Origin of the sequence: Marivita sp. S0852 (assembly GCF_046591575.1) — a bacterium.
Classification (GTDB): Bacteria; Pseudomonadota; Alphaproteobacteria; order Rhodobacterales; family Rhodobacteraceae; genus Marivita.
Genome location: NZ_JBIQWA010000003.1, coordinates 1 through 22,480 on the forward strand (window position 1 = coordinate 1; position 22,480 = coordinate 22,480).

Annotated in this window: 21 protein-coding genes; 16 read left to right on the forward strand and 5 right to left on the reverse strand. The window is 58.1% G+C overall.

What is annotated here, in order from left to right:
* Positions 1-185 (forward strand): hypothetical protein (locus tag ACG74X_RS06400; protein WP_411233344.1); only part of this gene is annotated, 185 nt, incomplete at its 5' end.
* Between the two features lie 129 nt (positions 186-314).
* Positions 315-836: an acyloxyacyl hydrolase gene (locus ACG74X_RS06405; RefSeq protein ID WP_411233345.1), complete on the forward strand. Its 522-nt coding sequence runs from the start codon at positions 315-317 to the stop codon at positions 834-836.
* Between the two features lie 8 nt (positions 837-844).
* Here ACG74X_RS06405 and ACG74X_RS06410 read toward each other — a convergent pair whose 3' ends face one another.
* Entirely contained in the window at positions 845-1,897 is a 1,053-nt protein-coding gene (locus ACG74X_RS06410) for an ABC transporter ATP-binding protein (protein ID WP_411233347.1), read from the reverse strand.
* Entirely contained in the window at positions 1,878-2,714 is an 837-nt protein-coding gene (locus ACG74X_RS06415; protein ID WP_411233349.1) for an IclR family transcriptional regulator, read from the reverse strand. Before ACG74X_RS06415 ends, ACG74X_RS06410 begins: the two co-directional genes overlap by 20 nt.
* 149 nt (positions 2,715-2,863) lie before the next feature.
* Between ACG74X_RS06415 and ACG74X_RS06420 the strand changes: the two genes are divergently transcribed.
* From ACG74X_RS06420 to ACG74X_RS06460, 9 genes are all read left to right on the forward strand, one after another.
* Entirely contained in the window at positions 2,864-4,117 is a 1,254-nt protein-coding gene (locus tag ACG74X_RS06420) for an ABC transporter substrate-binding protein (protein WP_411233351.1), read from the forward strand.
* Between the two features lie 135 nt (positions 4,118-4,252).
* Positions 4,253-5,179 carry a carbohydrate ABC transporter permease gene (locus tag ACG74X_RS06425; protein WP_411233353.1) on the forward strand — a complete coding sequence of 309 codons (927 nt, stop codon included), beginning with the start codon at positions 4,253-4,255 and terminating at the stop codon, positions 5,177-5,179.
* Entirely contained in the window at positions 5,179-6,027 is an 849-nt protein-coding gene (locus tag ACG74X_RS06430; protein ID WP_411233355.1) for a carbohydrate ABC transporter permease, read from the forward strand. Before ACG74X_RS06425 ends, ACG74X_RS06430 begins: the two co-directional genes overlap by 1 nt.
* A gap of 13 nt (positions 6,028-6,040) precedes the next feature.
* The gene (locus tag ACG74X_RS06435; RefSeq protein ID WP_411233357.1) at positions 6,041-7,381 is read left to right on the forward strand and encodes an alpha-glucosidase/alpha-galactosidase; all 1,341 of its coding nucleotides are present in this window, start codon (positions 6,041-6,043) and stop codon (positions 7,379-7,381) included.
* Positions 7,381-8,154 (forward strand): SDR family NAD(P)-dependent oxidoreductase, encoded by a 774-nt coding sequence (locus ACG74X_RS06440; protein ID WP_411233359.1) that lies wholly within the window; start codon positions 7,381-7,383, stop codon positions 8,152-8,154. Before ACG74X_RS06435 ends, ACG74X_RS06440 begins: the two co-directional genes overlap by 1 nt.
* On the forward strand, positions 8,154-9,053 hold the full coding sequence (locus ACG74X_RS06445; RefSeq protein ID WP_411233361.1) for a 2-dehydro-3-deoxygalactonokinase: 900 nt from the start codon (positions 8,154-8,156) through the stop codon (positions 9,051-9,053). The genes ACG74X_RS06440 and ACG74X_RS06445 overlap by 1 nt, the downstream gene beginning before the upstream one ends.
* On the forward strand, positions 9,050-9,655 hold the full coding sequence (locus ACG74X_RS06450) for a 2-dehydro-3-deoxy-6-phosphogalactonate aldolase (RefSeq protein WP_411233363.1): 606 nt from the start codon (positions 9,050-9,052) through the stop codon (positions 9,653-9,655). The genes ACG74X_RS06445 and ACG74X_RS06450 overlap by 4 nt, the downstream gene beginning before the upstream one ends.
* Positions 9,652-10,500 carry an SMP-30/gluconolactonase/LRE family protein gene (locus ACG74X_RS06455; protein ID WP_411233365.1) on the forward strand — a complete coding sequence of 283 codons (849 nt, stop codon included), beginning with the start codon at positions 9,652-9,654 and terminating at the stop codon, positions 10,498-10,500. The genes ACG74X_RS06450 and ACG74X_RS06455 overlap by 4 nt, the downstream gene beginning before the upstream one ends.
* Positions 10,497-12,398 carry a beta-galactosidase gene (locus tag ACG74X_RS06460; protein WP_411233367.1) on the forward strand — a complete coding sequence of 634 codons (1,902 nt, stop codon included), beginning with the start codon at positions 10,497-10,499 and terminating at the stop codon, positions 12,396-12,398. Before ACG74X_RS06455 ends, ACG74X_RS06460 begins: the two co-directional genes overlap by 4 nt.
* Before the next feature lie 33 nt (positions 12,399-12,431).
* On the opposite strand, the gene ACG74X_RS06465 is transcribed toward ACG74X_RS06460, so the two are convergent.
* Genes ACG74X_RS06465 through ACG74X_RS06475 form a run of 3 tightly spaced genes read right to left on the reverse strand, consistent with a single transcriptional unit; the run spans position 12,432 to position 15,760 of the window.
* The gene (locus tag ACG74X_RS06465; protein ID WP_411233368.1) at positions 12,432-13,388 is read right to left on the reverse strand and encodes a glucokinase; all 957 of its coding nucleotides are present in this window, start codon (positions 13,386-13,388) and stop codon (positions 12,432-12,434) included.
* A 1-nt stretch (position 13,389) separates the two neighbouring features.
* The gene (locus ACG74X_RS06470; RefSeq protein ID WP_411233370.1) at positions 13,390-14,718 is read right to left on the reverse strand and encodes a GH1 family beta-glucosidase; all 1,329 of its coding nucleotides are present in this window, start codon (positions 14,716-14,718) and stop codon (positions 13,390-13,392) included.
* A 16-nt stretch (positions 14,719-14,734) separates the two neighbouring features.
* A complete protein-coding gene (locus tag ACG74X_RS06475) occupies positions 14,735-15,760 on the reverse strand; it encodes a substrate-binding domain-containing protein (RefSeq protein WP_411233371.1) in 1,026 nt (341 codons plus the stop codon).
* 243 nt (positions 15,761-16,003) lie between these two features.
* Here ACG74X_RS06475 and ACG74X_RS06480 point away from each other — a divergent pair, with 243 nt between their 5' ends.
* The 5 genes from ACG74X_RS06480 (at position 16,004) to ACG74X_RS06500 (ending at position 22,446) form a co-directional block, all read left to right on the forward strand.
* Positions 16,004-17,272 (forward strand): ABC transporter substrate-binding protein, encoded by a 1,269-nt coding sequence (locus tag ACG74X_RS06480; RefSeq protein ID WP_411233373.1) that lies wholly within the window; start codon positions 16,004-16,006, stop codon positions 17,270-17,272.
* 119 nt (positions 17,273-17,391) lie between these two features.
* Entirely contained in the window at positions 17,392-18,411 is a 1,020-nt protein-coding gene (locus ACG74X_RS06485) for a carbohydrate ABC transporter permease (protein WP_411233374.1), read from the forward strand.
* 27 nt (positions 18,412-18,438) lie between these two features.
* A complete protein-coding gene (locus ACG74X_RS06490; protein ID WP_411233375.1) occupies positions 18,439-19,602 on the forward strand; it encodes a carbohydrate ABC transporter permease in 1,164 nt (387 codons plus the stop codon).
* 69 nt (positions 19,603-19,671) lie between these two features.
* Positions 19,672-21,330: an alpha-amylase family glycosyl hydrolase gene (locus ACG74X_RS06495; RefSeq protein ID WP_411233376.1), complete on the forward strand. Its 1,659-nt coding sequence runs from the start codon at positions 19,672-19,674 to the stop codon at positions 21,328-21,330.
* A 27-nt stretch (positions 21,331-21,357) separates the two neighbouring features.
* Positions 21,358-22,446 carry an ABC transporter ATP-binding protein gene (locus ACG74X_RS06500; protein WP_411233378.1) on the forward strand — a complete coding sequence of 363 codons (1,089 nt, stop codon included), beginning with the start codon at positions 21,358-21,360 and terminating at the stop codon, positions 22,444-22,446.
* Positions 22,447-22,480: the final 34 nt, after the last annotated feature.

Consider the following 22,480-nt stretch of genomic DNA (forward strand, 5'->3'; position numbering starts at 1 on the left):
TGACCTGCAGCGTCGATCCCGACCGTCAAACGCCACCGCGCCAATGGCACGGACGTCTCAAGACCTGGGAAAGTAGATCACCGCCAAACCTACTAAAACGTGAAACCAAAATACACATATCTCTCAATACGATGAAAAAAATTCAATCAGGCCGGTGCGCAAGCGCCGGTTTTTTTGTATTTTGACTTACGCATATTGCAGCCTGGCTTCTTATCGCTTTCACCCTCACTCACACCGAAAACGCATCGGTCGCCAATTGCGCATTCAGGTGCGGTTTGGCATGGTGCCGGCGGGTATGACACAAAGGCAGGCACATGGCAGACGGAACTTTTGCGGCACTTCTGTTTATTATCGGACTGACCGATATGGGCATGAACCACTGCGGTACAGATGCCGGATGTCTTGGTAAGTCCGAGACACCGCCGCGCCTGTCGCTATCGGGTGGAGAGGTTCTGGAACGGCGAGCTGATCCGGCGGCAGAGGTGTATATACGCTATGATCTGGGCCACATGCGCGGCCCATTCGGCAGCGCGGCCGGTCTTTCGATTGGCGAAGACGGGGAAACCTGGGTTGGTTTTGGCGCGACCTATACGCACAATTTTGGCCGCAGCGGAGTCTATGCCGAATTGCATGCCATGCCGGGGCTGTATTTTGACAATGGGGGATTCGACCTTGGTGGGCCAATCGCCTTTCGGTCCGGACTTGAATTGGGTTACGAGACGCGACAGGGGTGGCGGATGGCGCTAAGCTATGACCATCGCTCCAATGCCGGGATCTATGAAGACAACCCGGGTGTGGAAACGGTGCAGTTCAAAGTGTCTGTTCCGCTGAACTAGGCCAAAGCTTATCGCAGGCGCTGTTCGGTTTGCGCGTCAAAAAGAAAAAGATGGTCCGGATCAATCTGCAAATTGACCATGTCACCCTCGGATGACCTGTGATCTCCGCGTTCTTCGACAACGATTTTTTCACCGCTGGGGCAGGTGATATAGGCATATGACACCCCGCCCAGACTTTCGGTGAGGTCAACACGATGCGCGCCGCCTGCGGTGATGGCAAGATGTTCGGGCCGCAGGCCGATCAGCACGTTCTGGCCGTCTTGGGCCGCGATGGTTTTGGCCACCGGCGCGCCCAGCCCGGCGGACGAGATCGTGTCGCCTTGCACCGTACCGGACACAAAATTCATCGCCGGAGAGCCGATAAACCCCGCAACAAACCGGTTGTCCGGGTCACGATACAGATCCATCGGGGCACCGACCTGTTCGATCCGGCCTGCCCGAAGCACCACAATCTTGTCGGCCAGGGTCATTGCTTCGACCTGATCATGGGTCACATAGATCATTGTGGCCCCGATTTCCTTGTGCAAACGGGCGATTTCAACACGCATTTCAACGCGCAATTCGGCATCCAGGTTGGACAGGGGTTCATCGAACAGAAACACCTCTGGTCCGCGCACGATGGCGCGGCCAATTGCGACGCGCTGACGTTGGCCGCCAGACAAGGCCGCCGGTTTCCGCGTGAGATAGTCATCAAGTTTCAGAATGCGGCTGGCCTCGGCGACTTTGCGGGTGATTTCAGATTTGGGATGGCCGGTCATCTTGAGCCCAAACCCCATATTTTCCTGAACGGTCATATGCGGATAGAGGGCGTAGGTTTGAAACACCATCGCGACGCCGCGATCTGAGGGATCAAGCCGGGTGACATCCCGTGTGCCAATGGTGATCCGGCCTTCCGTCGTTTCCTCCAAACCGGCCACCATGCGCAGTAATGTGGATTTGCCACAGCCAGAGGGGCCGACAAAGACGCAGAATTCGCCGTCTTGAATATCAAGATCGACCCCATGGATCACCTGTGTGGCTCCATAGCGTTTGATCACATGGTCAAGCGTCACTCCGGACATAGGTTTGTTCTCCCTGTGACATGATCTGCGGTGTTTGTGGCTGGGGAAAGATCCAGTTTTCCGCGTCTTGCGCAATAGATTGCGCGGCCTGTTTCAGACGCGGCCCAAGCTGGCGCAATGTGTCCAGATCGGTGCGCCGGGTGCTGTCGGTGATCGACAGGGCACCAAGAGGGCGCATCTGCCGGTTGAGGATTGGCACCGCCACACAGATGATTCCGACCTCGTGTTCTTCGCGGTCAAAACTAAGCCCCGTGGCGCGGATATCGGCCAGATCGACGCGCAATTCCTCGGGCGAGCCGTGGGTTGCATGGGTGAAGCGGTGCCAGCTTTGCTGCGCCAGAGCATGGCTCAAGTCCGGCTCCGGCAGAAACGCCAGCATCGCCTTGCCGACCCCGGTACAATAAGCCGGGCCGACTTTGCCGGCTTGACTGAACATTTCGATCGGATCGTGCGCGTTGCGTTTGTCAACATACAGCACTTGCGCGTGGTCCAGCTGGGCCAGATGAACGGTTTCGCCTGTTTCGGCGCTTAGCGCATCCACATGGGGGCGGGCAACCGGGGCCAATGACGATTGCGCCCAGGCCGCATGTGCCAGTCGGACAAGCCGCAAACCGGGGGCGTAGGTCTGTCGTTCCGGATCATATTGCAACATTGCCTGATTGGTCAGCGTTTGCACAAAGCGGTACAGCGTTGCTTTGGGCAACGAAGATGCCGCCAGCACTTCGCCAAATCGGACAGGCCGCCCGTAAGATGCGATCTGGTCTAGCACAGCCAGCGCTTTGCCCACGGTTCCGTCGTTTTTATCGACTGCCGACATATTCGCGAAAATCCTCCCTAAGCCGCCCGTCGCGTCGCTGCGGCTGTTGACAATGATAGGCGATGTGCTGTTATGATTTCAATATGCAAAACAAGGTTTCAAATAATGAAACCATTTGTACCAGATTTGGATGCATTAGGGAGGATACCATGCGTTCCACATTGAAAGCGTCAGCGTTGGCGCTTGCGGCGGCGTTTGCCGCTCCGGCTGCATTTGCAGAGACACTTAGCGGCGACCTGAAGATTTTCCTTGATACATCGAACCCGGCACCGCGCGCGACGATGGAGGCGATGATCGAGCGGTTTGGCGAAAAACACCCGGACTTGAACATCGAAACAACGGTGATCGACCGCGAAGCCTACAAGACGCAGATCCGCAACTTTCTGACCGCAGACGCACCGGACGTGGCCACGTGGTACGCCGCCAACCGAATGCGCCCCTATGTAGAGGCGGGGCTGTTCGAGGATGTGTCCGATCTTTGGGCAGAGCCTGCGATTGCCGAAAACCTTGCCTCGACAAAGGGCGCGATGACCATCGACGGCAAGCAATGGGGCGTGCCCTATACGTATTACCAATGGGGCATTTACTACCGCAAAGACATTTATGACGAATTGGGCCTGTCAGAGCCGTCCAACTGGGACGAGATGAAGTCCAACTGCCAGGCCATCGTCGAGTCAGGCCGCGCATGCTATACAATCGGGTCGAAATTCCTGTGGACCGCGGGTGGTTGGTTTGACTACCTGAACCTGCGCACCAATGGGTTTGATTTTCACATGCAACTGGCGGCAGGTGAAATCCCATGGACCGATGACCGCGTGCGTCAGACCTTTGCCAATTGGCGCGAACTGATCGACATGGGGGCCTATGTCGACAATCACCAGAACTACAGCTGGCAGGAAGCGTTGCCCTTTATGGTGAACGGCGAAGCGGCGGCGTACCTGATGGGCAATTTTGCCGTCGCCCCGTTGCGTGAAGCGGGACTGACGGATGATCAGCTTGATTTCTACCAATTCCCCCCAATCAACCCCGATGTCGAGCTGGCCGAGGACGCCCCGACCGACACGTTCCACATCCCGGCCAATGCCGAAAACAAAGACGCGGCGCGTGAATTCCTTCGCTTTGTGGTGTCGGCCGAGGAACAGACGATCATCAACAATGGCGAAAACCTGGGTCAGCTTCCGGTCAACGCATCGGCCTCCATTGACGATGACAAATTCCTGAACGAGGGCTTTGCCATGCTGTCGTCCAACAGCCCTGGTGGTGTGGCGCAGTTCTTTGACCGGGATTTTCCGGCCGAAATGGCCGCCGAAGCGATGCAGGGTTTGCAGGAATTCATGGTGATCCCCGACAATCTGGATGACATTCTGAACCGGTTGGAACAGGTGCGCCAGCGCGTTTACTAAAAATAATGGGGTGCGTGAAATCACGCACCCTACGCCAACCATCGTAGGGTGCGTGCTCTGCTTGCACCATGCTGCGCGACATATCCGCAAGCCGCCCAAAGGTTTTCGCATGTGCCGTGCGCAGGAGACCCGACCATGACCGTCACAGCTTTGCCAGACACCAAAGCCCCCAAACGCGGGTGGTACAAGCGCAACGAGATTGCGATCACGCCATGGCTGTTCCTCGCGCCGGCGCTGCTGTTTTTCGCGGTTTATGTGATCATCCCGATCTTTCAGAGCTTTTCGATCTCGCTTTACGATTGGGACGGGCTGGGAGAGGCCGAATATGTCGGTCTGCGCAATTATTCCGAATTGATGACCGACCGCGCGTTCGAAGTGTCACTGTGGAACAACCTCAAATGGCTGTTGTTCTATCTTCTGGCCATTCCGGCGGGATTGTTCATTGCGCTGTTTCTGAACCAGACGGTGGCGGGGATACGGATTTACAAGTCGCTGTTTTTCTTTCCCTTTGTGCTGTCTCAGGTTGTGGTTGGGCTTGTGTTTGCGTGGTTTTATCTGCCGAATGAAGGGCTATTGTCCAACATGCTGGGTTGGTTCGGGTTTGATCCGATCAACGTGTTGGGTGATCCGACGCTGGCAACCTATGGGATTATAGCCGCAGGGCTGTGGCCGCAGACCGCCTATTGCATGATCCTTTACCTGACCGGCCTGAACGCTGTTGATCCCGAACAAGTCGAGGCCGCGCGGCTGGACGGGGCCAAGGGGTGGAAAATGCTGTGGTACGTGATTGTGCCCCAGCTCAAGCCCGCGACGTTTATCGCGTTTGTCGTCACCATCATCGGCGCGCTTCGGTCGTTTGACCTGATCTCGATCATGACCAATGGCGGACCGTTTGGGCAAACCCGTGTGCTGTCGTTCTATATGTTTGAAAAGGCGCTATCGGAATACGGGTTCCGCATGGGCTATGGCGCGGCCATTGCGGTGGTGCTGTTTCTGATCATGCTGCTATTCATCGCCTATTTCCTGTGGTCGATGTACCAAGACGACAAGGGGGCGCGCTGATGTTTCCCCGTCCGATCCAACACTCTAGTCCGGTCGCGCAAACGGCGTATAAAACGATGCTGCCCATTGCGCTGATCATGTGGTTGCTGCCGCTGATCGCGGTGGCGATGTTTTCGATCAAGCCTGCATCTGACTTTACCCAAGGCAATTATTGGGGCGTGCCGGGATCGTTTAACCTGGTGGAAAACTACGGTCAGGTGTTCTTCAATTCGGACATGCCGCGCTACATGCTGAATTCGGTGCTGATCACTGTGCCGACCGTGATCGGGGCCGTGACGCTTTCGGCGATGGCCGGGTTTGCGTTGGGGATTTACAAGTTCAGATCGAACCTCTGGGTGTTTTTCATGTTTGTGGCCGGCAATTTTGTGCCGTTTCAAATCCTGATGATCCCGGTCCGCGATCTGACGCTGGATTTGGGGTTGTATAATACAAAAACCGGTCTGGTGCTGTTTCACATTGCGTTTCAGACGGGGTTTTGCACGCTGTTCATGCGCAATTTTATCCGGCAATTGCCGTTCCCGCTGATCGAAGCGGCCCGCGTTGAAGGCGTCGCCGAATGGCGCATCTTCTGGTTTGTGGTGTTGCCCTTGATGAAGCCTGCATTGGCTGCTTTGGCCGTATTGATCTTCACCTTCATCTGGAATGATTATTTCTGGGCCATCGTGCTCACCCAAGGCCCGGACGCACAGCCCGTCACCGCTGGCATCACCAGCTTTAACGCACAATTCCGCGCCGCCTATCACCTGATGAGCGCGGGCAGCATCGTTGCCGCCTTGCCGCCGGTGCTGATGTTCTTCCTCATGCAGAAACACTTTATCGCGGGTCTGACCTTGGGCGCGGTGAAATAAGGACATACGACAGATGACACGGATCGCCTTTATCGGGGCAGGCTCGACCATATTCATGAAAAACATCGTGGGGGATGTGCTGCACTTTCCGGCATTGGACGATGCAACTTTTGCGTTGATGGATATTGACGCGGCCCGGCTAGAGGAGTCGGCGCTGGTTGCGCGCAAACTGATTGCGGCGTCGGGGCAGTCGGCCACGGTGGAGACGACGACAGACCAGCGCCGGGCGTTGGCGGGCGCGGATTTCGTTGTGACCGCGTTCCAGATCGGCGGGTACGAGCCGTCGACCGTCATCGACTTTGACATCCCCAGGCAATATGGCCTGCGTCAGACCATCGGCGACACGCTGGGGGTTGGGGGCATCATGCGCGGCTTGCGCACAGTGCCGCATCTCTGGCGCGTCGCCGCTGACATGGCCGAGCTGTGCCCGGACGCGACGCTGTTGCAATACGTCAACCCGATGGCGATCAACACTTGGGCGCTCGCCGAGCGGTTTCCTCAGGTCAAGCAGGTCGGGCTGTGCCATTCGGTGCAGAACACGGTGGAAGAACTGGCGCATGACCTTGATCTGCCCAAAGACGAGATCCGCTACCGTGTGGCGGGCGTCAACCATGTCGCGTTCTTTTTGGACCTGACGCACAAGGGCCAGTCGCTCTATCCGGCCTTGCGCGATGGCTACCGCAATGGACGGCTGCCAAAGCCGCCGCTTCTGATGCCGCGTTGTGCCAATAAAGTCCGCTACGAGGTGATGGCGCATCTTGGGTATTTCTGCACCGAAAGCTCGGAACATCTGGCCGAATACGTGCCGTGGTTCATCAAGGACGGGCGCGATGATCTGATCGAAGCGTTTAGCGTGCCTCTGGATGAATACCCGCAACGCTGTGTGGAGCAGCTGGCGGATTGGTCGAAACAGGCCCAAGCCTATCGCACGGGCGAGGCAATCACCCTTGCCAAAAGCCACGAATTCGCCGCCGAGATCATGAACGCGATGGTCACGAACCAGCCCTACACGATCTATGGCAACCTGCCGAACCGCGGACAGGCACCGCAACTGCCCACAGGGGCGGCGGTCGAGGTGCCGTGCCTGGTGGATCACACCGGTGTGCAGCCTTCGGTGGTCGATGACATCCCGCCGCAACTGGTGGCGCTGATGCGGACGCAGATCAATGTTCAGGAACTGGTGGTGCGTGCCTTGGTTGATGAAGACGTGGAACACGTCTACCACGCCGCCATGATGGACCCGCACACCGCAGCCGAGCTGGACCTGCGCCAGATCCGCAGCCTCGTGACCGATCTGCTGGTGGCGCATGGGGAGATGCTGCCCGACTTTGCCCGACTGAAAAAGGCTGCTTAATGACATCTTACGCGACATTCCACGATCTCAAGGATGCCTCGGTCTTCATCACCGGCGGCGGGTCCGGCATTGGTGCGGCATTGACAGACGGCTTTCTGGAGCAGGGGGCGCAGGTGGCCTTTGTCGGCCGCTCTGACGCCTCCGCTTTCGCCGCCGAGATGGGCGAAAAGCACGGGCGCGCGCCGCTTTTCATCCCGTGTGACATCACCGATACCGATGCATTGCGCGCCGCAATTGCGCAGGCCTCTGATGCGCATGGCCCGGTGCAGGTTCTGATCAACAACGCGGCCAATGACAAACGCCACAGCGCTCTTGAGATCGACCCCGCGTTTTGGGATTGGTCTCTGTCGATCAATCTGGATGCCTACTTCTTCGCCTGTCAGGCGGTGATCCCCGGCATGCAGGCGGCGGGCGGGGGAGCCATCGTGAATTTCAGCTCGATCAGCTACATGATGGGCAATGCAGGCTATGTCGCCTATACCACGTCAAACGCAGGGATCACCGGCATGACCCGATGCCTCGCGCGGGAGGTCGGCGCGGACAACATCCGCGTCAATGCGCTTGCCCCCGGCTGGGTGTTGACCCCAAAACAAAAAGAGCTGTGGGCAGACCCCGCATCGCTGGCCGCGCATCTGGAAAAGCAATGCCTGAAAGAGCATCTGGTCGAACAGGACATCGTCGATGCGGTGCTGTTTCTGGCCTCAAAAACCAGCCGAATGATGACCGGTCAGACAATTGCGGTGGATGGCGGCGTTGTCACGGTGAGCGCGTGATGGACTGGATTGCGGTCGATTGGGGAACATCGCACCTGCGGGTTTGGGGCATGACGCGGGATGGTCAGGTCAAATTCCGCAAAGACAGCGATGCCGGAATGGGAACGCTGGACCGTGATGGATTCGAGCCCGCGTTGCTTGATCTGCTGGGCGATGCCTTGGGTGATGACACCATGCCGGTGATCATATGTGGCATGGCCGGTTCGCGACAGGGCTGGTCCGAGGCCACGTACCATTCCGCCCCTTGCGCGCCACCCGGAGCACGCTTTGCAACCTATGTGCCCACCCAAAGCAGCAACATCTCGGTTCATATCCTGCCCGGCGTCAAACAAGACAGTCCGGCCGATGTGATGCGCGGCGAAGAAACCCAGATCGCCGGGTTTCTTGCGCTCAACCCCAAATTTGACGGGGTGATCTGTTTGCCGGGCACCCACACGAAATGGGTGCATATCAGCGCAAACGAAATCGTCAGTTTCCGCACCTTCATGACCGGAGAGATGTTCGCGCTGCTGTCAGAGCAGTCCGTCCTGCGGCATTCGGTTGACGCAGACGGCTGGTCGGCTGACGCGTTTGAAGACGCGGTCGCCACCGGCATGTCGCATCCCGCAGAGCTGGCTGGACGGCTTTTTTCGTTGCGTGCTGAAGGGTTGCTGCACGATCTTGATGCGCAAACCGCGCGGACACGGTTGTCTGGTCTGCTGATCGGGGTCGAACTTGCCGCGGCGCGTCCATATTGGCTGGGTCAGCATGTGGCGCTGATCGGTGATGATGAATTATGCCAGGCCTATGCCAAGGCGTTGGGTGCGCAGGGCTTGCCGGTGGAACGTACCGATGCGGACCGCATGACGTTGGAAGGTCTCAAGGCCGCCTATACCCACATAATGGAGCGCCTGACATGAGCCGCAAGATCATCGCCATCCTGCGCGGCATAACTCCGGACGCGGTCATGCCCGTTGCCGAAGCGCTTGTCGACGCAGGGATTGACCGGATTGAAGTGCCGTTGAATTCACCCGACCCGTTTGTGTCAATCGAACGGATGCTTGCAACTCTTGGCCAATCGGCCCTGATCGGTGCCGGTACGGTCCTGTCGCCAGATGATGTCCACCGTCTGTCGCGCCTTGGAGCGGGCATGGTGGTGTCGCCCGATTGCAATCCCCGCGTGATTGTTGCGACCAAACAGGCGGGTCTGCAAAGCTATCCGGGTGTGATGACACCGACGGAATGTTTCGCCGCGCTGCGCAACGGCGCAGATGGGCTCAAGATGTTTCCCGGCGCGCTGATCGGACCGGATGGGCTCAAAGCCATGAAAGCGGTGCTGCCGGACGACACCGAAACCTATGCGGTGGGCGGGGCCGGCCCCGAGACCTTTTCGGCCTGGGCCGCCGCCGGTGCAAGCGGTTTTGGCATCGGTTCCGCGCTTTACACACCCGGCATGTCGGCTCAGGAGGTCAAGACCCGAGCGCAGGACATCGTCGCGGCCTATGATGCGGTGATGCGATGACGGTGGAGATATTCAGCGACACGATCTGCACTCTGGGCGAGGGGCCTTTGTGGCATCCGCAGGAACAGCGGCTTTACTGGTTCGACATTCTGGGCAAACGCCTGTTCCGCAGCGATGGCACCGACGAACAGGTGTGGGATTTTGACGAATATGTGTCGGCCGCAGGTTGGATCGACAGCGGGGTGCTTTTGATTGCCAGCGAAACGGCCCTGTCGGTGTTTGAGACAGACAGCGGGGAAAGCACGTTTTTGCAACCGCTGGAGATCGACACAGACAGGACCCGGTCCAACGATGGGCGTGCCGATCCCTGGGGCGGGTTCTGGATTGGGACCATGGGCAAAAACACCGAACACGGTGCCGGTGCGATCTATCGCTACATAGATGGCAGGCTGCACCGGTTGTTCGACAGCCTTACAATTCCAAACGCGATCTGTTTCGCCCACGACAGGTCCTGCGCTTATTTCACAGACACACCAACCCGGACCATCATGCGCGTGATGCTGGATGCAGATGGCTTTCCCGATGGCGCGGCCCAGGTGTTTGTTGATCTGAACCCAGAGGCGTTGAACCCGGACGGGGCGGTCGTGGATGCCAATGGCAAGCTTTGGGTCGCGCAATGGGGCGCATCGCGCGTCGCTTGCTATGGGCTGGACGGCGGATTTGAAACGGCGATTTCCGTGCCCGCACGCCAAGCGTCCTGCCCGGCATTTGGGGGCCCGGATCTTGGCACATTGTATATCACCTCGGCCACAGAGGGGCTGACCTCTGCCAATGCCGGCGATGGCAAGCTGTTCTCGGCTCCGTCGGGCACCACGGGCCAGTCAGAACATCGGGTTTTGCTATGAAACGCACGCTTGGCACCTGCTATTATCCCGAACACTGGCCGCAGGAGATCTGGGAACAGGATGCTGCCCGCATGGCGGCGCTTGGCATGACCTGGGTGCGGATCGGAGAGTTTGCGTGGTCCCGGATCGCCCCGTCAGAGGGCATTTTCGACTGGGCCTGGATGGACACGGCGATTGACATTCTTGGGGCGGCGGGGCTGAAGGTTGTGTTGGGCACACCCACCGCAACACCGCCGCGTTGGGTGTGTGACAAACACCCCGATATGTTTGCCCGTGATGCGATGGGGCATCCGCGCGGCTTTGGTTCCCGCCGTCATTACTGCTTTAGCCATGCCGGATATCTATCTGAAAGCAAACGTATAGTCACCGCTCTGGCCGAACGATACGGGCGCAACCCGCATGTTGCGGCATGGCAAACAGACAACGAATATGGGTGCCATGACACGGTTTTATCCTATTCTGATGCCGCCATGGCCGCTTTTCGCCACTGGTTGCGCGACCGGTACGGGACGATCACTGCCTTGAACCAGGCATGGGGCACGGTGTTCTGGTCGATGGAATACGATGATTTTGATCAGGTCGATCTGCCAAATAGGACAGTCACAGAACCGCACCCGGCCCATATGCAGGCGTTTAGACGGTTTTCATCCGATCAGGTCGTGGCGTTCAACCGCGCACAGGTTGAGTGCATTCGTCCCGTCTCAGACGCGCCGATATCGCACAATTACATGGGCCGCATCACCGAATTTGACCACTTTGCGGTGGGGCAAGACCTGGATTTTGCAACATGGGATTCCTATCCGCTTGGGTTCTTAGAGGATCGTGTCGGAGCCACACCCGAGGCGCAACGCCATTTTGCGCGACAAGGGGACCCCGATTTTCAGGCCTTTCATCATGATCTATACCGGGCGGTTGGGAAAAACCGCTGGTGGGTGATGGAACAACAGCCCGGTCCGGTGAATTGGGCCCCGTACAACCCGGCACCTTTACCGGGGATGGTGCGCCTCTGGACATGGGAGGCGTTTGCGCATGGGGCTGAAGCCGTTTGTTATTTCCGTTGGAGGCAGGCCCCGTTTGCGCAGGAACAGTTGCATGCCGGTTTATTGCGACCCGATTCTGTGGCGGCACCGGGCTATTTCGAAGCCGAGCATGTCGCAGAAGAGTTGAAAGAGTGTGAAGATATTGCGCACCAGACGGCTCCGGTCGCGATAATTTTCGATTATGACGCTGCATGGGCCTGGGATGTGCAGCCTCAGGGGCGGGGTTTAGACTATTTCAGCCTTGTTTTTGCGCTCTATCGCGCGATGCGAAAGCTTGGGCTTTCGATTGATATTCTTCCGCCCAAATGCCGGGATTTTGGCGCATATCGGCTCGTCTGTGCGCCGGGAATGGTCGTTATGCCCGACGACTTGAAAGCGGCCTTATCGACCAGCGGCTGCGAGGTTCTGATCGGGCCGCGATCGGCCGCGCGGGATGCGGAATTCAATATCCCGACACCCTTGCCGCCCGCATGGCCAAATCTTGATGTAGCCGTGTCGCGTCTTGAAACCTTACGGCCAGACATGCCGATTGCGATTGCCGGTGGCGGGCAGTGTCAGCATTGGTTTGAACATCTTGAAGGATCGGCCGAAACGGTCTTCGAGACCGAAACGGGCCTGCCCGTGGTGATGCGATCTGCACAGATAAGCTATTGCGGTGGATGGGGTGATGAAGTATTTTTCGAACGTCTTATCAGTGATCTATGCGACCGTGTTAATGTAAAAATACGCGCTCTTCCACGCGGGGTTCGTGTGCGTGAGACGGGGACTGAACGGTTCTGGTTCAATCACAATCCGCATCCTGTCACCTGTGAGGCCGGAGACCTGCCAGCGGCGGGTGTGATCCGTGAGAGCCTCTAACACTCTGCCCTGCGGTGGTTTCGGGAAAAAATGCTAACCGATAAGCTCTGTCAGATGCGCCGCAGAGCCAGACAGCGCCGCAAAGTCATCTTCGATGACGTGCACCGGAAACTGGGTCAGGAACTCTGCAAATCGGCCTTTATCCAAAAAGGCAGCTTCGAATTCCAACCGCTTGAGGTGGCGTGAAAAATGCCGTGCGACACCGCCGCAAAGATAGATGCCGCCAAACGGCAGGTGAACCAAAGCAAGATTGCCGGTGGCGCGTCCCAGGATGCGCACAAACAGACGCGCGGCGGCCTCGGCCCGGGGATCGGTGCCTGTGTTGACCGCCGCCATGATCTGGCCCGCGTTAAGCAAGCTATCGGCACCGTCTTCATGACACAGCCAGGCGTAAACCCTTTCGAAACCTCTGCCCGATAGAACGTCCTCCAAACCCGGCGGGCCATATGTGGCCGTGATCCAGTTCAGCAAGCGCAGTTCGGTGTCGTCCTGCACGGGAAGCGATACGTGACCCGCCTCGGAAGGGGGCACCAGCGTGCGTTCATCAAGTCGGTAGACCGCGGCGGCGTTCATCCCAGTGCCGATGCCAATCACCAACCGCGCCGCGTGGTCGCTTGCGGGATGACCGGCACGGATGGTGTGCACCGTGTCCGGTGTCAGATGGCCAAGGGCATGGCCCTGCGCCTGAAGGTCGTTCAGGACAGCGACGGTGTGCGCGCCGGTGACTGCGGCTATGTCATCGCGCGACACTGTCCAGCTGAGGTTCGTCAGCGCGCCGACACCGTCGCGCACGGGGCCTGCCATGGCGACACAGGCGGCGTCCGGCGTCACCGGCTGGTCGGCCATATACGCCCGCAAAACTGCCGGAAGATCAGGATGGTCGGCATTGCGGAACCGTTTGATCGTGTCGGTGCGCACGTGCGCGCCCTTGGTCAGGGCCACGCGTGTGTTGGTGCCGCCAAGGTCGGCGACGAGGGCGGTCAGGGGCATGTCAGCTCCGGGTCAAGGCGGATTGAAGCGCGTGATAAGAGGCTTTGGGCGTGCGGTCCAGACTGTCAAAATCCGTGTGAACCAGGCCAAATCGCTTTTCATACCCAAGCGCCCATTCGAAATTGTCCAGCAGCGACCAGATGAAATACCCCTGTACCGGCACCCCTTCGGCCAGCGCTTTTTGCACCATGCCGACATGCTGGTTGATGTAGTCGATCCGCTGTGTGTCGATGACGGCCCCGTCGCGGATCACATCCGGCGAAGCAAGCCCGTTTTCGGTCACATAAAGCGGTAGGGTGCCGGTATAGTCGCGCGCCGTTCGGGTTAGGAATTTATAAAGACCTTCCGGGTAGATTTCCCAATTCATGAGGGTCTTGCGCAAGGGGCCCTCAACCTCGTGATGGCTTGGCCATGGGCCATCGTTCGGGGCGATGATCTTACGGGTATAATAGTTGATGCCACACCAATCGAGGGGGGCTTGAATTACATCAAAATCATCCTGCCAGCCTTTCGGCATATGCGGGCCAAGACCGTCCAGAACAGTGTCGGGATAGCTGCCTTTGAACACGCCGGACATGAAAAAATGGTTGTAGTACCCATCATACAGCGCGGCTGAATCCTGTGCCGCTTGGCTGTCATCGACTGGGGTTGCCCATTCCATGTTGAACACGCCGCCAAGGTTCGACAGGCCCAATCCGCGCATGGTTTGGATGGCGTGACCATGGGCCAGCAGAACATGGTGCATTGCATGGGCCGTCGCCCGGATATCGCGAAGGCCGGGCGCGTGGTGGCCGAGGAAATGCGACAGCCACGCAACGCACCAGGGTTCATTGATCGGCGCGACCGAAAACATGCGATCTCCGATGCGGGACATCAGGATCTGTGTGTAATCGGCAAACCATTTGGCAATGTCGGGATTACGCCAGCCGCCAAGATCGGCCAAGGCGGCGGGCAGTTCCCAGTGATACAGCGTGGCGCAGGGTTTCAATCCCCGCTCTAGCATGGCATCGGTCAGACGGTCGTAGAAATCCAGCCCCTCGGGATTGGGTGTGCCGCGCCCATCAGGCAGGATGCGCGCCCAGCTGGTGGAAAACCGGTACGCATCCAGACCAGCGGCTGCGACAAGATCAAGGTCTTGTTCGAACCGATGATAGTGATCACAGGCACGGTCGCCGTTTTCGGCACGCACCACATTGCCAGGTGTGGCGGCGAAGGTATCCCAATGCGTTGGGCCAGCACCGCCAAAGGCGTGGCCTTCGATCTGGTAGCTGGAGGTTGCTGTGCCGAAAAGAAAATCGGCGGGAAACTCCGCGCGGGAAAACGTGAACATAAAATAAAAATGTCCTTCAGTTTGGGGCAGGGCCGGTGGAGCGGCCAATGATCAATTCTGCTTCCAGCAGCCGCGATGAGGGCGGATCGACGGGGGCCGCAATCAGCGACAGAAGCATCTCGGCGGCTTCGCGCCCGGCATAGCGGACAGATGACCGCAGCGCGGTGAAGATCGGAACATCGTCACCGTTTTCAAGATAGCTGAGCGCGTCGTCAAACGTGATGATCGAGACATCCCGCGCAAGGGTCAGACCGGCCTCGTGCACCGCGCGACGGGCCCCGATGGCGGTGATAATCGAAGAACAGACCACGGCGGTTGGGGCAGCTTTCTGCGCCAAGAGATCCTTGGTGGCGCGATAACCGTATATTTCGGTCATTTCTTCGCTGCGCATCAGGTGAGGGTCGATCGGCAAGCCATTATTTTGCAACGCAGTTTCATATCCCTTCCGTCTGCGAAAGGCGAAATCCATATGTTCCAGACCATTGAGCAAGGCAATTCGGCGATGGCCAAGTTCGATCAGGAATTGCACCCCCCGTTCAAACGCGCCGCGATTGTTCACGTCAATCCACGCATAAGGGATGTTCACATCCGTTGACCGCCCATGCACCACAAACGGCAACCCGATCCGCGACAGCAGGGCGATCCGGACATCGTTGATCACCGGTCCATGCACGATGATGCCGTCAACCATGCCGCGGGCGCGGATGTCCTGATAGGTGTGAGCCTCGTCCTGATCGGCGACCAGCGACAGCACCATGTCATACCCCGCCTTGGCATAGCTTTCCCCGGCACCGGCGATGAAATCCCCGAAAACCGGGTTCACCATTTCATGTTGGTTGGACACCGGGATGACATGGCCAATGGCCAACGCGCGCCCCGTGGCCAGACCTTTCGCGCGGGTGTTGGGGCGATAATTCAGGTCTTTCGCGGCTTTCAGAACGCGGCTGCGGGTGGTTTCATTCACCTCTGGATACCCGTTCAGCGCACGGCTGACCGTGGTTTGTGACAGATTCAGATATTCGGACAATTGTTTGAGGTTCACGATCCAAATCCCAAAGCGCTTTGATAATCATGTCTGACTAACACATAAAACGCTGACTCGGGAAAGCCCTTTTCTGATGGCAGTAATGCTGCAAAGCAGCGAAAAATAGTCGGTTTTTAAGAGGTGCTATGAATTGACAGGTGAGGGGAAATAAGCGACCGTCGCGCATCCAAAGCGCTTTGGACTGATTCCGGAGCAGCGACTTGACTACAGTGCCAACGTGCGCACCTTGGGAGGTATTTCATGAAAAAGACGCTCATATCGAGTGTGGCAAGCGCAGCGCTTTGCGCAACCGCCGCATCCGCAGAAAACCTGACCGTGTTCGGCCCGTGGCTGGGCCCGGACCAAGCGCTGGTTGAGCAGGTTCTTGCGGATTTCGCTGAAAAGTCCGGCCACTCGGTCAGTTACGTTGGCTCGGACAGCTTTGAGCAGCAGATCGTCGTGGACGCCGAAGCGGGCTCTGCGCCGAACGTGGCCGTCTTTCCCCAGCCGGGTCTGGCCTCTGACATGGCTGGACGGGGCTTTTTGACTCCATTCCGCGATGGCACCGCGGACTGGGTGCGCGACAATTATGCGGCCGGTCAAAGCTGGGTGGATCTGGGCACCTATGCCGGTCCGGACGGAGAAGAGGATCTTTACGGATTTTTCTATAAGGTCGATGTAAAATCACTGGTTTGGTACTCTCCCGAGAATTTTGAGGATGCCGGGTACGAAATCCCGGAAACCATGGAAGAGCTGAAGGCGCTCACCGATCAGATCGTGGAAGATGGGGAAACGCCCTGGTGCATCGGTCTGGGATCGGGTGGGGCTACCGGCTGGCCCGCGACGGACTGGGTCGAGGAAATGATGCTGCGCACGCAGCCGCCCGAAATCTATGACCAGTGGGTTGCCAATGAAATCCCGTTCAATGATGACCGCGTGGTTGCCGCCATCGAGGAATTCGGCGAGTTTGCCCGTAATGACGATTACGTGGCCGGGGGCGCGGGTGCCGTGGCGTCGACCGATTTCCGCGACAGCCCCAAAGGATTGTTTTCGGCCCCGCCCCAGTGCTACCTGCATCGCCAGGCGTCGTTTATCCCGGCCTTTTTCCCGGCGGGCACCGAAGTTGGCGCGGACGCGGATTTCTTTTATTTCCCGGCCTATGAAGGCAAAGACCTGGGCGCACCGGTTCTGGGCGCTGGCACGCTTTGGGCGATCACCAACGAAAACGAAGCAGCGCATGATCTGATTGCGTATCTGCAAACCACGGACGCGCACGAGATCTGGATGGCCAATGGGGGCTTCCTGACGCCGCATAAGGGTGTGGATCTGTCCAAATTCATTGACGAACCTACGGCCAAGATGAACCAGATCCTGCTTGATGCGACCACCTTCCGGTTTGATGCCTCTGACCTCATGCCCGGTGGTGTGGGGGCAGGGACGTTCTGGACCGGTATGGTCGATTATGCCGGGGGTGCCGATGCCGCAGACGTGGCAAGCGAAATTCAGAACAGCTGGGACGCGTTGAAATAGTCACGGCGGTCCATGCGCCCCGGGGACGACGCGGGGCGTTTTTGTAAAGCCGGGGCAAACATCGGTGTCGACGTTTCGGCGTTCGTCCGGAACAGGTTTTCAGCTTGGGAGGGGCAATTATGAATCCCGCGATACAAGGTCTATTGACCATCGCCATCGGTGTTGGTGGGTGTCTGAGTTATTTCTATTTCTCCAATCAGGTGTTGGACAAGGTGATCTTTCCGGCCAAGGGGCCGAATGCGGGCAAGAACATCAACCGCGCCAATCTTGTGCGCCCCTGGTTGTTCATGCTTCCTGCGCTTTTGGCGCTTGGTCTGTACCTGGCCTATCCGGTGGTCGAAACGATCCGTCTGTCGCTGACAGAGCGCGCGACGATGGCCGATGGCACAACCACCTACGATTTCGTGGGGTTCGCGAATTACGTGCAGATGGCGTCCGAGCCGAAGTTCTGGGAAGCCATGCGCAACAATATGCTGTGGCTGATTGTGGTGCCTGCGATGTCAACGGCGTTTGGTCTTTTGGCAGCACAGCTGACCGACCGGATCAGCTGGGGCAATATTGCCAAATCACTGATCTTTATGCCGATGGCGATCTCGTTTGTCGGCGCGGCGGTAATCTGGAAGCTGGTCTATGACGCGCGGCCGCCGGGCACGGAACAGATCGGCGTGCTGAACGCAATCTATGTCTGGCTGACGGGCAATGATCCGAACCAGTGGTTGACCATTCCGTTCTGGAACAGCTTTCTGCTGATGACCGTCCTGATCTGGATTCAGACCGGCTTTGCCATGGTGATCCTGTCAGCTGCGTTGCGCGGTATTCCAGAGGAAACCATCGAGGCGGCGATCGTGGACGGGGCCAGCCCGTTCCAGATCTTCTTCAAGATCAAAATCCCGCAGATTGCCGGGACCATCGTGGTGGTCTGGACGACGATCACGCTGGTGGTTCTCAAGGTGTTTGACATCGTGTTCGCGATGACCAACGGCCAATGGGAGACGCAGGTTTTGGCCAATTACATGTTCGACAAACTTTTCCGCGCCAATGACTGGGGCGTGGGGTCGGCCAGTGCGATTGTGATCATGCTTCTGGTGACGCCAATTCTGGTCTGGAACGTGCGCAACGCACGCAAGGAGATGCGCTGATGGCTCGCGACCAAAGGGAAGCAAATCATGGATAATATTGCAGGAACCAAATCGTCGCTAACCTGGGCGGTTCACATCTCGGTTGTGGTGCTTGTGGCGCTGTGGCTGTTTCCGACGGTGGGTCTGTTTGTGTCGTCGTTTCGTACTGCGGACCAGATCTCAACCTCGGGCTGGTGGAACGCCATGTTCCCGACCGAACAAAGCCTCACATTGCGGGCTGCCGGACCGGATGCGCAACAGCAGGTTGACGGGGTCTATGTGATCGAGGGCAACCTGTTCACAGACGCCGAGGCCGATGTGCCCGAAGGCATCGAAATGTCGGCATGGGGCACGTCCTCGCGGGATGTCGGGGCGTACCAGCCGGGGGAAACGGCCGAATTGCGCCGTGGCGGAACGGTTACTTTGAACGCCGATGGCAGCTACCGAATGGAAAACACCGAGGCGTTCGAGGGCAGTCGGGGGCAACGGATCTTTGTCACTGCCGAAGTGCCTCCGGATTTCACCACCGAGAATTATCAGCAAGTGCTGTTTTCAGGCGATGCGACCGACAGTATGGCCAAGGCGTTCTTTAACACGCTGACGGTGACAATCCCGGCAACGATCATTCCCATCGTGGTTGCGGCATTTGCCGCTTACGCACTGGCGTGGATGGATTTTCCGGGCAGGGCGCTTTTGATCGCCGTGGTGGTGGGTCTGTTGGTGGTGCCGCTGCAACTGGCGCTTATTCCGCTGTTGAAGCTGCATCTGGGGATCGGCATCGGCAAGGGGTATCTTGGCACCTGGCTGGCGCATACCGGGTTTGGCCTTCCGCTCGCCATATACCTTTTACGAAATTACATGGTCGGCCTACCACGGGACATCATTGAGAACGCCCGCGTGGATGGAGCGACGGAGTTTCAGATCTTCGTCAAGATCATCCTTCCGCTGTCATTCCCGGCGCTGGCCAGCTTTGCGATCTTCCAGTTCCTGTGGACTTGGAACGATCTGCTGGTGGCCAAGGTGTTCCTGATTGACGCCACGGGCCAGACCACGGTGATGACCAACCAGATCGTTGAATTGCTGGGCACACGGGGCGGCAACTGGGAAATCTTGGCCACGGCTGCGTTTGTGTCGATCTCGGTTCCGCTTTTGGTGTTTTTCGCGATGCAGAAATACCTCGTGCGCGGCCTGCTGGCAGGCTCTGTCAAATAACGTGTCGCGTCCGATGTGGCGCGGCCAATGTCAAAAGGTGCGGGCGCACCAGTTGAAGGAATGCAAATAATGAACGTGGCACATGCAAACGCCGCTGTGAAACCCGAGGTGGACAAGGACTGGTGGCGGGGGGCGGTGATCTATCAGATCTACCCGCGCAGTTTTCAGGACAGCAATGTTGACGGCATCGGCGACCTTTTGGGCATTGCGCAGCGGTTGCCCTATGTTGCGTCGCTTGGCGTTGATGCGGTCTGGATCAGCCCGTTTTTCACCTCACCGATGAAAGATTTTGGCTATGACGTGAGCGATTATTGCGACGTCGATCCGATGTTCGGGTCTTTGGCGGATTTCGATGTCCTGGTGCAAACCGCGCACCGGTTGGGCATCCGCGTGATGATTGACCTTGTGTTGTCACACACCTCGGATCAGCATCCATGGTTCATCGAAAGCCGTGCGGATCGGACCAACGACAGGGCCGATTGGTACGTGTGGAGCGACCCCAAAGACGACGGCACGCCGCCGAACAACTGGCTGTCCATCTTCGGCGGTTCGGCCTGGCAATGGGACGCGAGACGCGAACAGTATTATCTGCACAATTTCCTGACATCGCAGCCCGATCTGAACTTTCACAATCCCGATGTGCAACACGCGTTGCTGGACGTGACGCGGTTCTGGCTGGATCGGGGGGTTGATGGCTTCCGGCTTGATACCATCAATTTCTATTTTCACGACAAGGACTTGCGCAGCAATCCGGGTCTGCCCAAAGAGCAGCGCAATTCAACCATCGCGCCATCGGTAAACCCGTATAACCACCAGGATCACATCTATTCCAAAAACCAACCCGAAAACCTTGAGTTTCTGACCCGGTTTCGTGCGCTGCTGGACGAATACGATGCCACAACATCGGTGGGCGAAGTCGGAGACGCGCAGCGCGGGCTGGAATTGATGGGTGAATACACCAAGGGCGAGGACCGCGTCCATATGTGCTATGCCTTTGAATTCCTGTCAGGCGTTACGCCCACGGCGGATCGTGTCGTCTCGGTGCTGGGGCAGGTGGATCAGGTGGCCGCAGATGGCTGGGCCTGCTGGGCGTTTTCCAATCATGACGTGGTGCGCCATGCCACGCGCTGGGATTTGACGCCAGCGGCGCAACGTCTGTTTGCAACGCTGCTGATGTGCCTGCGCGGATCGGTGTGCCTGTATCAGGGCGAAGAGCTGGGCTTGTCCGAGGCTGACGTTGGCTTTGAAGATCTGCAAGACCCGTATGGCATTGAATTCTGGCCCGAATTCAAGGGCCGCGACGGGTGTCGCACGCCGATGGTCTGGGAGCTGTCAAACCAGAATGGTGGCTTTTCTGAAGGTCAGCCCTGGTTGCCGGTGAGCCATGAGCATCTGCAGCGCACCGTGGCCCATCAAGAGGATGATCCGGCCGCCATTCTGCATCATTACCGCCGCGCTATCGCATTCCGCCACGCGCAGCCTGCGCTGGCCAAGGGCGATCATGACGGCGTCAAGAAAACCGATAGCATCGTGTATTTCACGCGCAGCTATGAAGGCACCACGATTTTTTGCGCTTTCAACCTAAGCGATCAGCCCGCGACCATGAACATGCCAAAAGGCAGCTGGGCGCAAATCGGTCTTGAATTGGGCAGTGCCGGACCTCAGCCGGACGGCAAATTGCATCTTGGCCCGTGGCAACCCAGCCTCGCGCTGAAAATGAAATCCTGAGCGGTCAGGGTAAGGGAGGGACAGATCATGGCAAACCTGAAGCTGACGGATGTCGAAAAGACCTATGCTGGCGCGGTGAACGTGCTGAACAACATCAATCTTGATATCAAACAAGGCGAATTGATCGTGTTTGTCGGGCCATCCGGTTGCGGCAAGTCCACGCTTTTGCGCATGATTGCCGGGCTTGAAAAAATCACTGGCGGCACGCTCGAAATTGATGGAGAGATGGTCAATGACATGCCGCCTGCGATGCGCGGCATTGCGATGGTGTTCCAGTCCTACGCGCTTTACCCGCATATGACCGTGCGCGAAAACATGCAATTCGCGCTCAAGATCGCCAAGAAACCACAAGCCGAGATCGACGAGGCCGTGAACCGCGCAGCCAAGATGCTGCAGCTTGACGAATATCTTGACCGTCTGCCCAAGGCCCTATCAGGGGGACAACGCCAACGCGTTGCCATTGGCCGCTCGATTGTGCGCGATCCCAAAGTGTACCTGTTCGACGAGCCGCTTTCCAATCTTGATGCCGCGCTGCGGGTGGCGACCCGGATCGAGATTGCCCAGCTCAAGGAACAGATGCCTGAAAGCACCATGATCTATGTGACGCATGATCAGGTCGAAGCCATGACGCTGGCGACCCGGATCGTGGTTCTGGCCAATAAGGGTATCGCACAGGTCGGCGCGCCGCTTGAGCTTTATGAACGTCCGAACAGCGAATTCGTGGCGCAATTCATCGGCTCGCCCTCGATGAACCTTTTGCCCGGCGAAATTGTGGGCACTGGTCAGCAGACCACGATCAAGATGGACGGCGGCGGCACGGCTGTGTCGGATTACCCGACAACGGATGCGGATATGGGGTTGACGGTGAATGTCGGGGTGCGTCCCGAGGATTTCCTTGAAACCGATGGTGACTATATCTTTGAAGGCAAGGTCAACATCACCGAAGCCCTGGGCGAGGTGACGCTGCTTTATTTCGAAGAGCAGGGCGATGGCGAACCGGTGATCGGCAAACTGCCCGGTATTCACGCGGACCTGCGCGGCAAGCCGGTTAAGCTGGGCGCGGCTCCGGACAAGGTTCATGTCTTTCACAACGGAACGTCACTGCTCTATCGCTAGACGTTTCCTGCGGGTCACTGCCGCATGTTCCGCC

Coding starts and splice junctions, on each gene's coding strand:
- ACG74X_RS06405 (WP_411233345.1), top strand. CDS start 315: ATGGCAGACGGAACTTTTGCGGCACTTCTGTTTATTATCGGACTGACC.
- ACG74X_RS06430 (WP_411233355.1), top strand. CDS start 5,179: ATGTTTCCCCGTCCGATCCAACACTCTAGTCCGGTCGCGCAAACGGCG.
- ACG74X_RS06465 (WP_411233368.1), bottom strand. CDS start 13,388: ATGCCCCTGACCGCCCTCGTCGCCGACCTTGGCGGCACCAACACACGC.
- ACG74X_RS06485 (WP_411233374.1), top strand. CDS start 17,392: ATGAATCCCGCGATACAAGGTCTATTGACCATCGCCATCGGTGTTGGT.
- ACG74X_RS06425 (WP_411233353.1), top strand. CDS start 4,253: ATGACCGTCACAGCTTTGCCAGACACCAAAGCCCCCAAACGCGGGTGG.
- ACG74X_RS06410 (WP_411233347.1), bottom strand. CDS start 1,897: ATGTCCGGAGTGACGCTTGACCATGTGATCAAACGCTATGGAGCCACA.
- ACG74X_RS06415 (WP_411233349.1), bottom strand. CDS start 2,714: ATGTCGGCAGTCGATAAAAACGACGGAACCGTGGGCAAAGCGCTGGCT.
- ACG74X_RS06480 (WP_411233373.1), top strand. CDS start 16,004: ATGAAAAAGACGCTCATATCGAGTGTGGCAAGCGCAGCGCTTTGCGCA.
- ACG74X_RS06490 (WP_411233375.1), top strand. CDS start 18,439: ATGGATAATATTGCAGGAACCAAATCGTCGCTAACCTGGGCGGTTCAC.
- ACG74X_RS06495 (WP_411233376.1), top strand. CDS start 19,672: ATGAACGTGGCACATGCAAACGCCGCTGTGAAACCCGAGGTGGACAAG.
- ACG74X_RS06450 (WP_411233363.1), top strand. CDS start 9,050: ATGAGCCGCAAGATCATCGCCATCCTGCGCGGCATAACTCCGGACGCG.
- ACG74X_RS06435 (WP_411233357.1), top strand. CDS start 6,041: ATGACACGGATCGCCTTTATCGGGGCAGGCTCGACCATATTCATGAAA.
- ACG74X_RS06440 (WP_411233359.1), top strand. CDS start 7,381: ATGACATCTTACGCGACATTCCACGATCTCAAGGATGCCTCGGTCTTC.
- ACG74X_RS06420 (WP_411233351.1), top strand. CDS start 2,864: ATGCGTTCCACATTGAAAGCGTCAGCGTTGGCGCTTGCGGCGGCGTTT.
- ACG74X_RS06455 (WP_411233365.1), top strand. CDS start 9,652: ATGACGGTGGAGATATTCAGCGACACGATCTGCACTCTGGGCGAGGGG.
- ACG74X_RS06460 (WP_411233367.1), top strand. CDS start 10,497: ATGAAACGCACGCTTGGCACCTGCTATTATCCCGAACACTGGCCGCAG.
- ACG74X_RS06500 (WP_411233378.1), top strand. CDS start 21,358: ATGGCAAACCTGAAGCTGACGGATGTCGAAAAGACCTATGCTGGCGCG.
- ACG74X_RS06470 (WP_411233370.1), bottom strand. CDS start 14,718: ATGTTCACGTTTTCCCGCGCGGAGTTTCCCGCCGATTTTCTTTTCGGC.
- ACG74X_RS06445 (WP_411233361.1), top strand. CDS start 8,154: ATGGACTGGATTGCGGTCGATTGGGGAACATCGCACCTGCGGGTTTGG.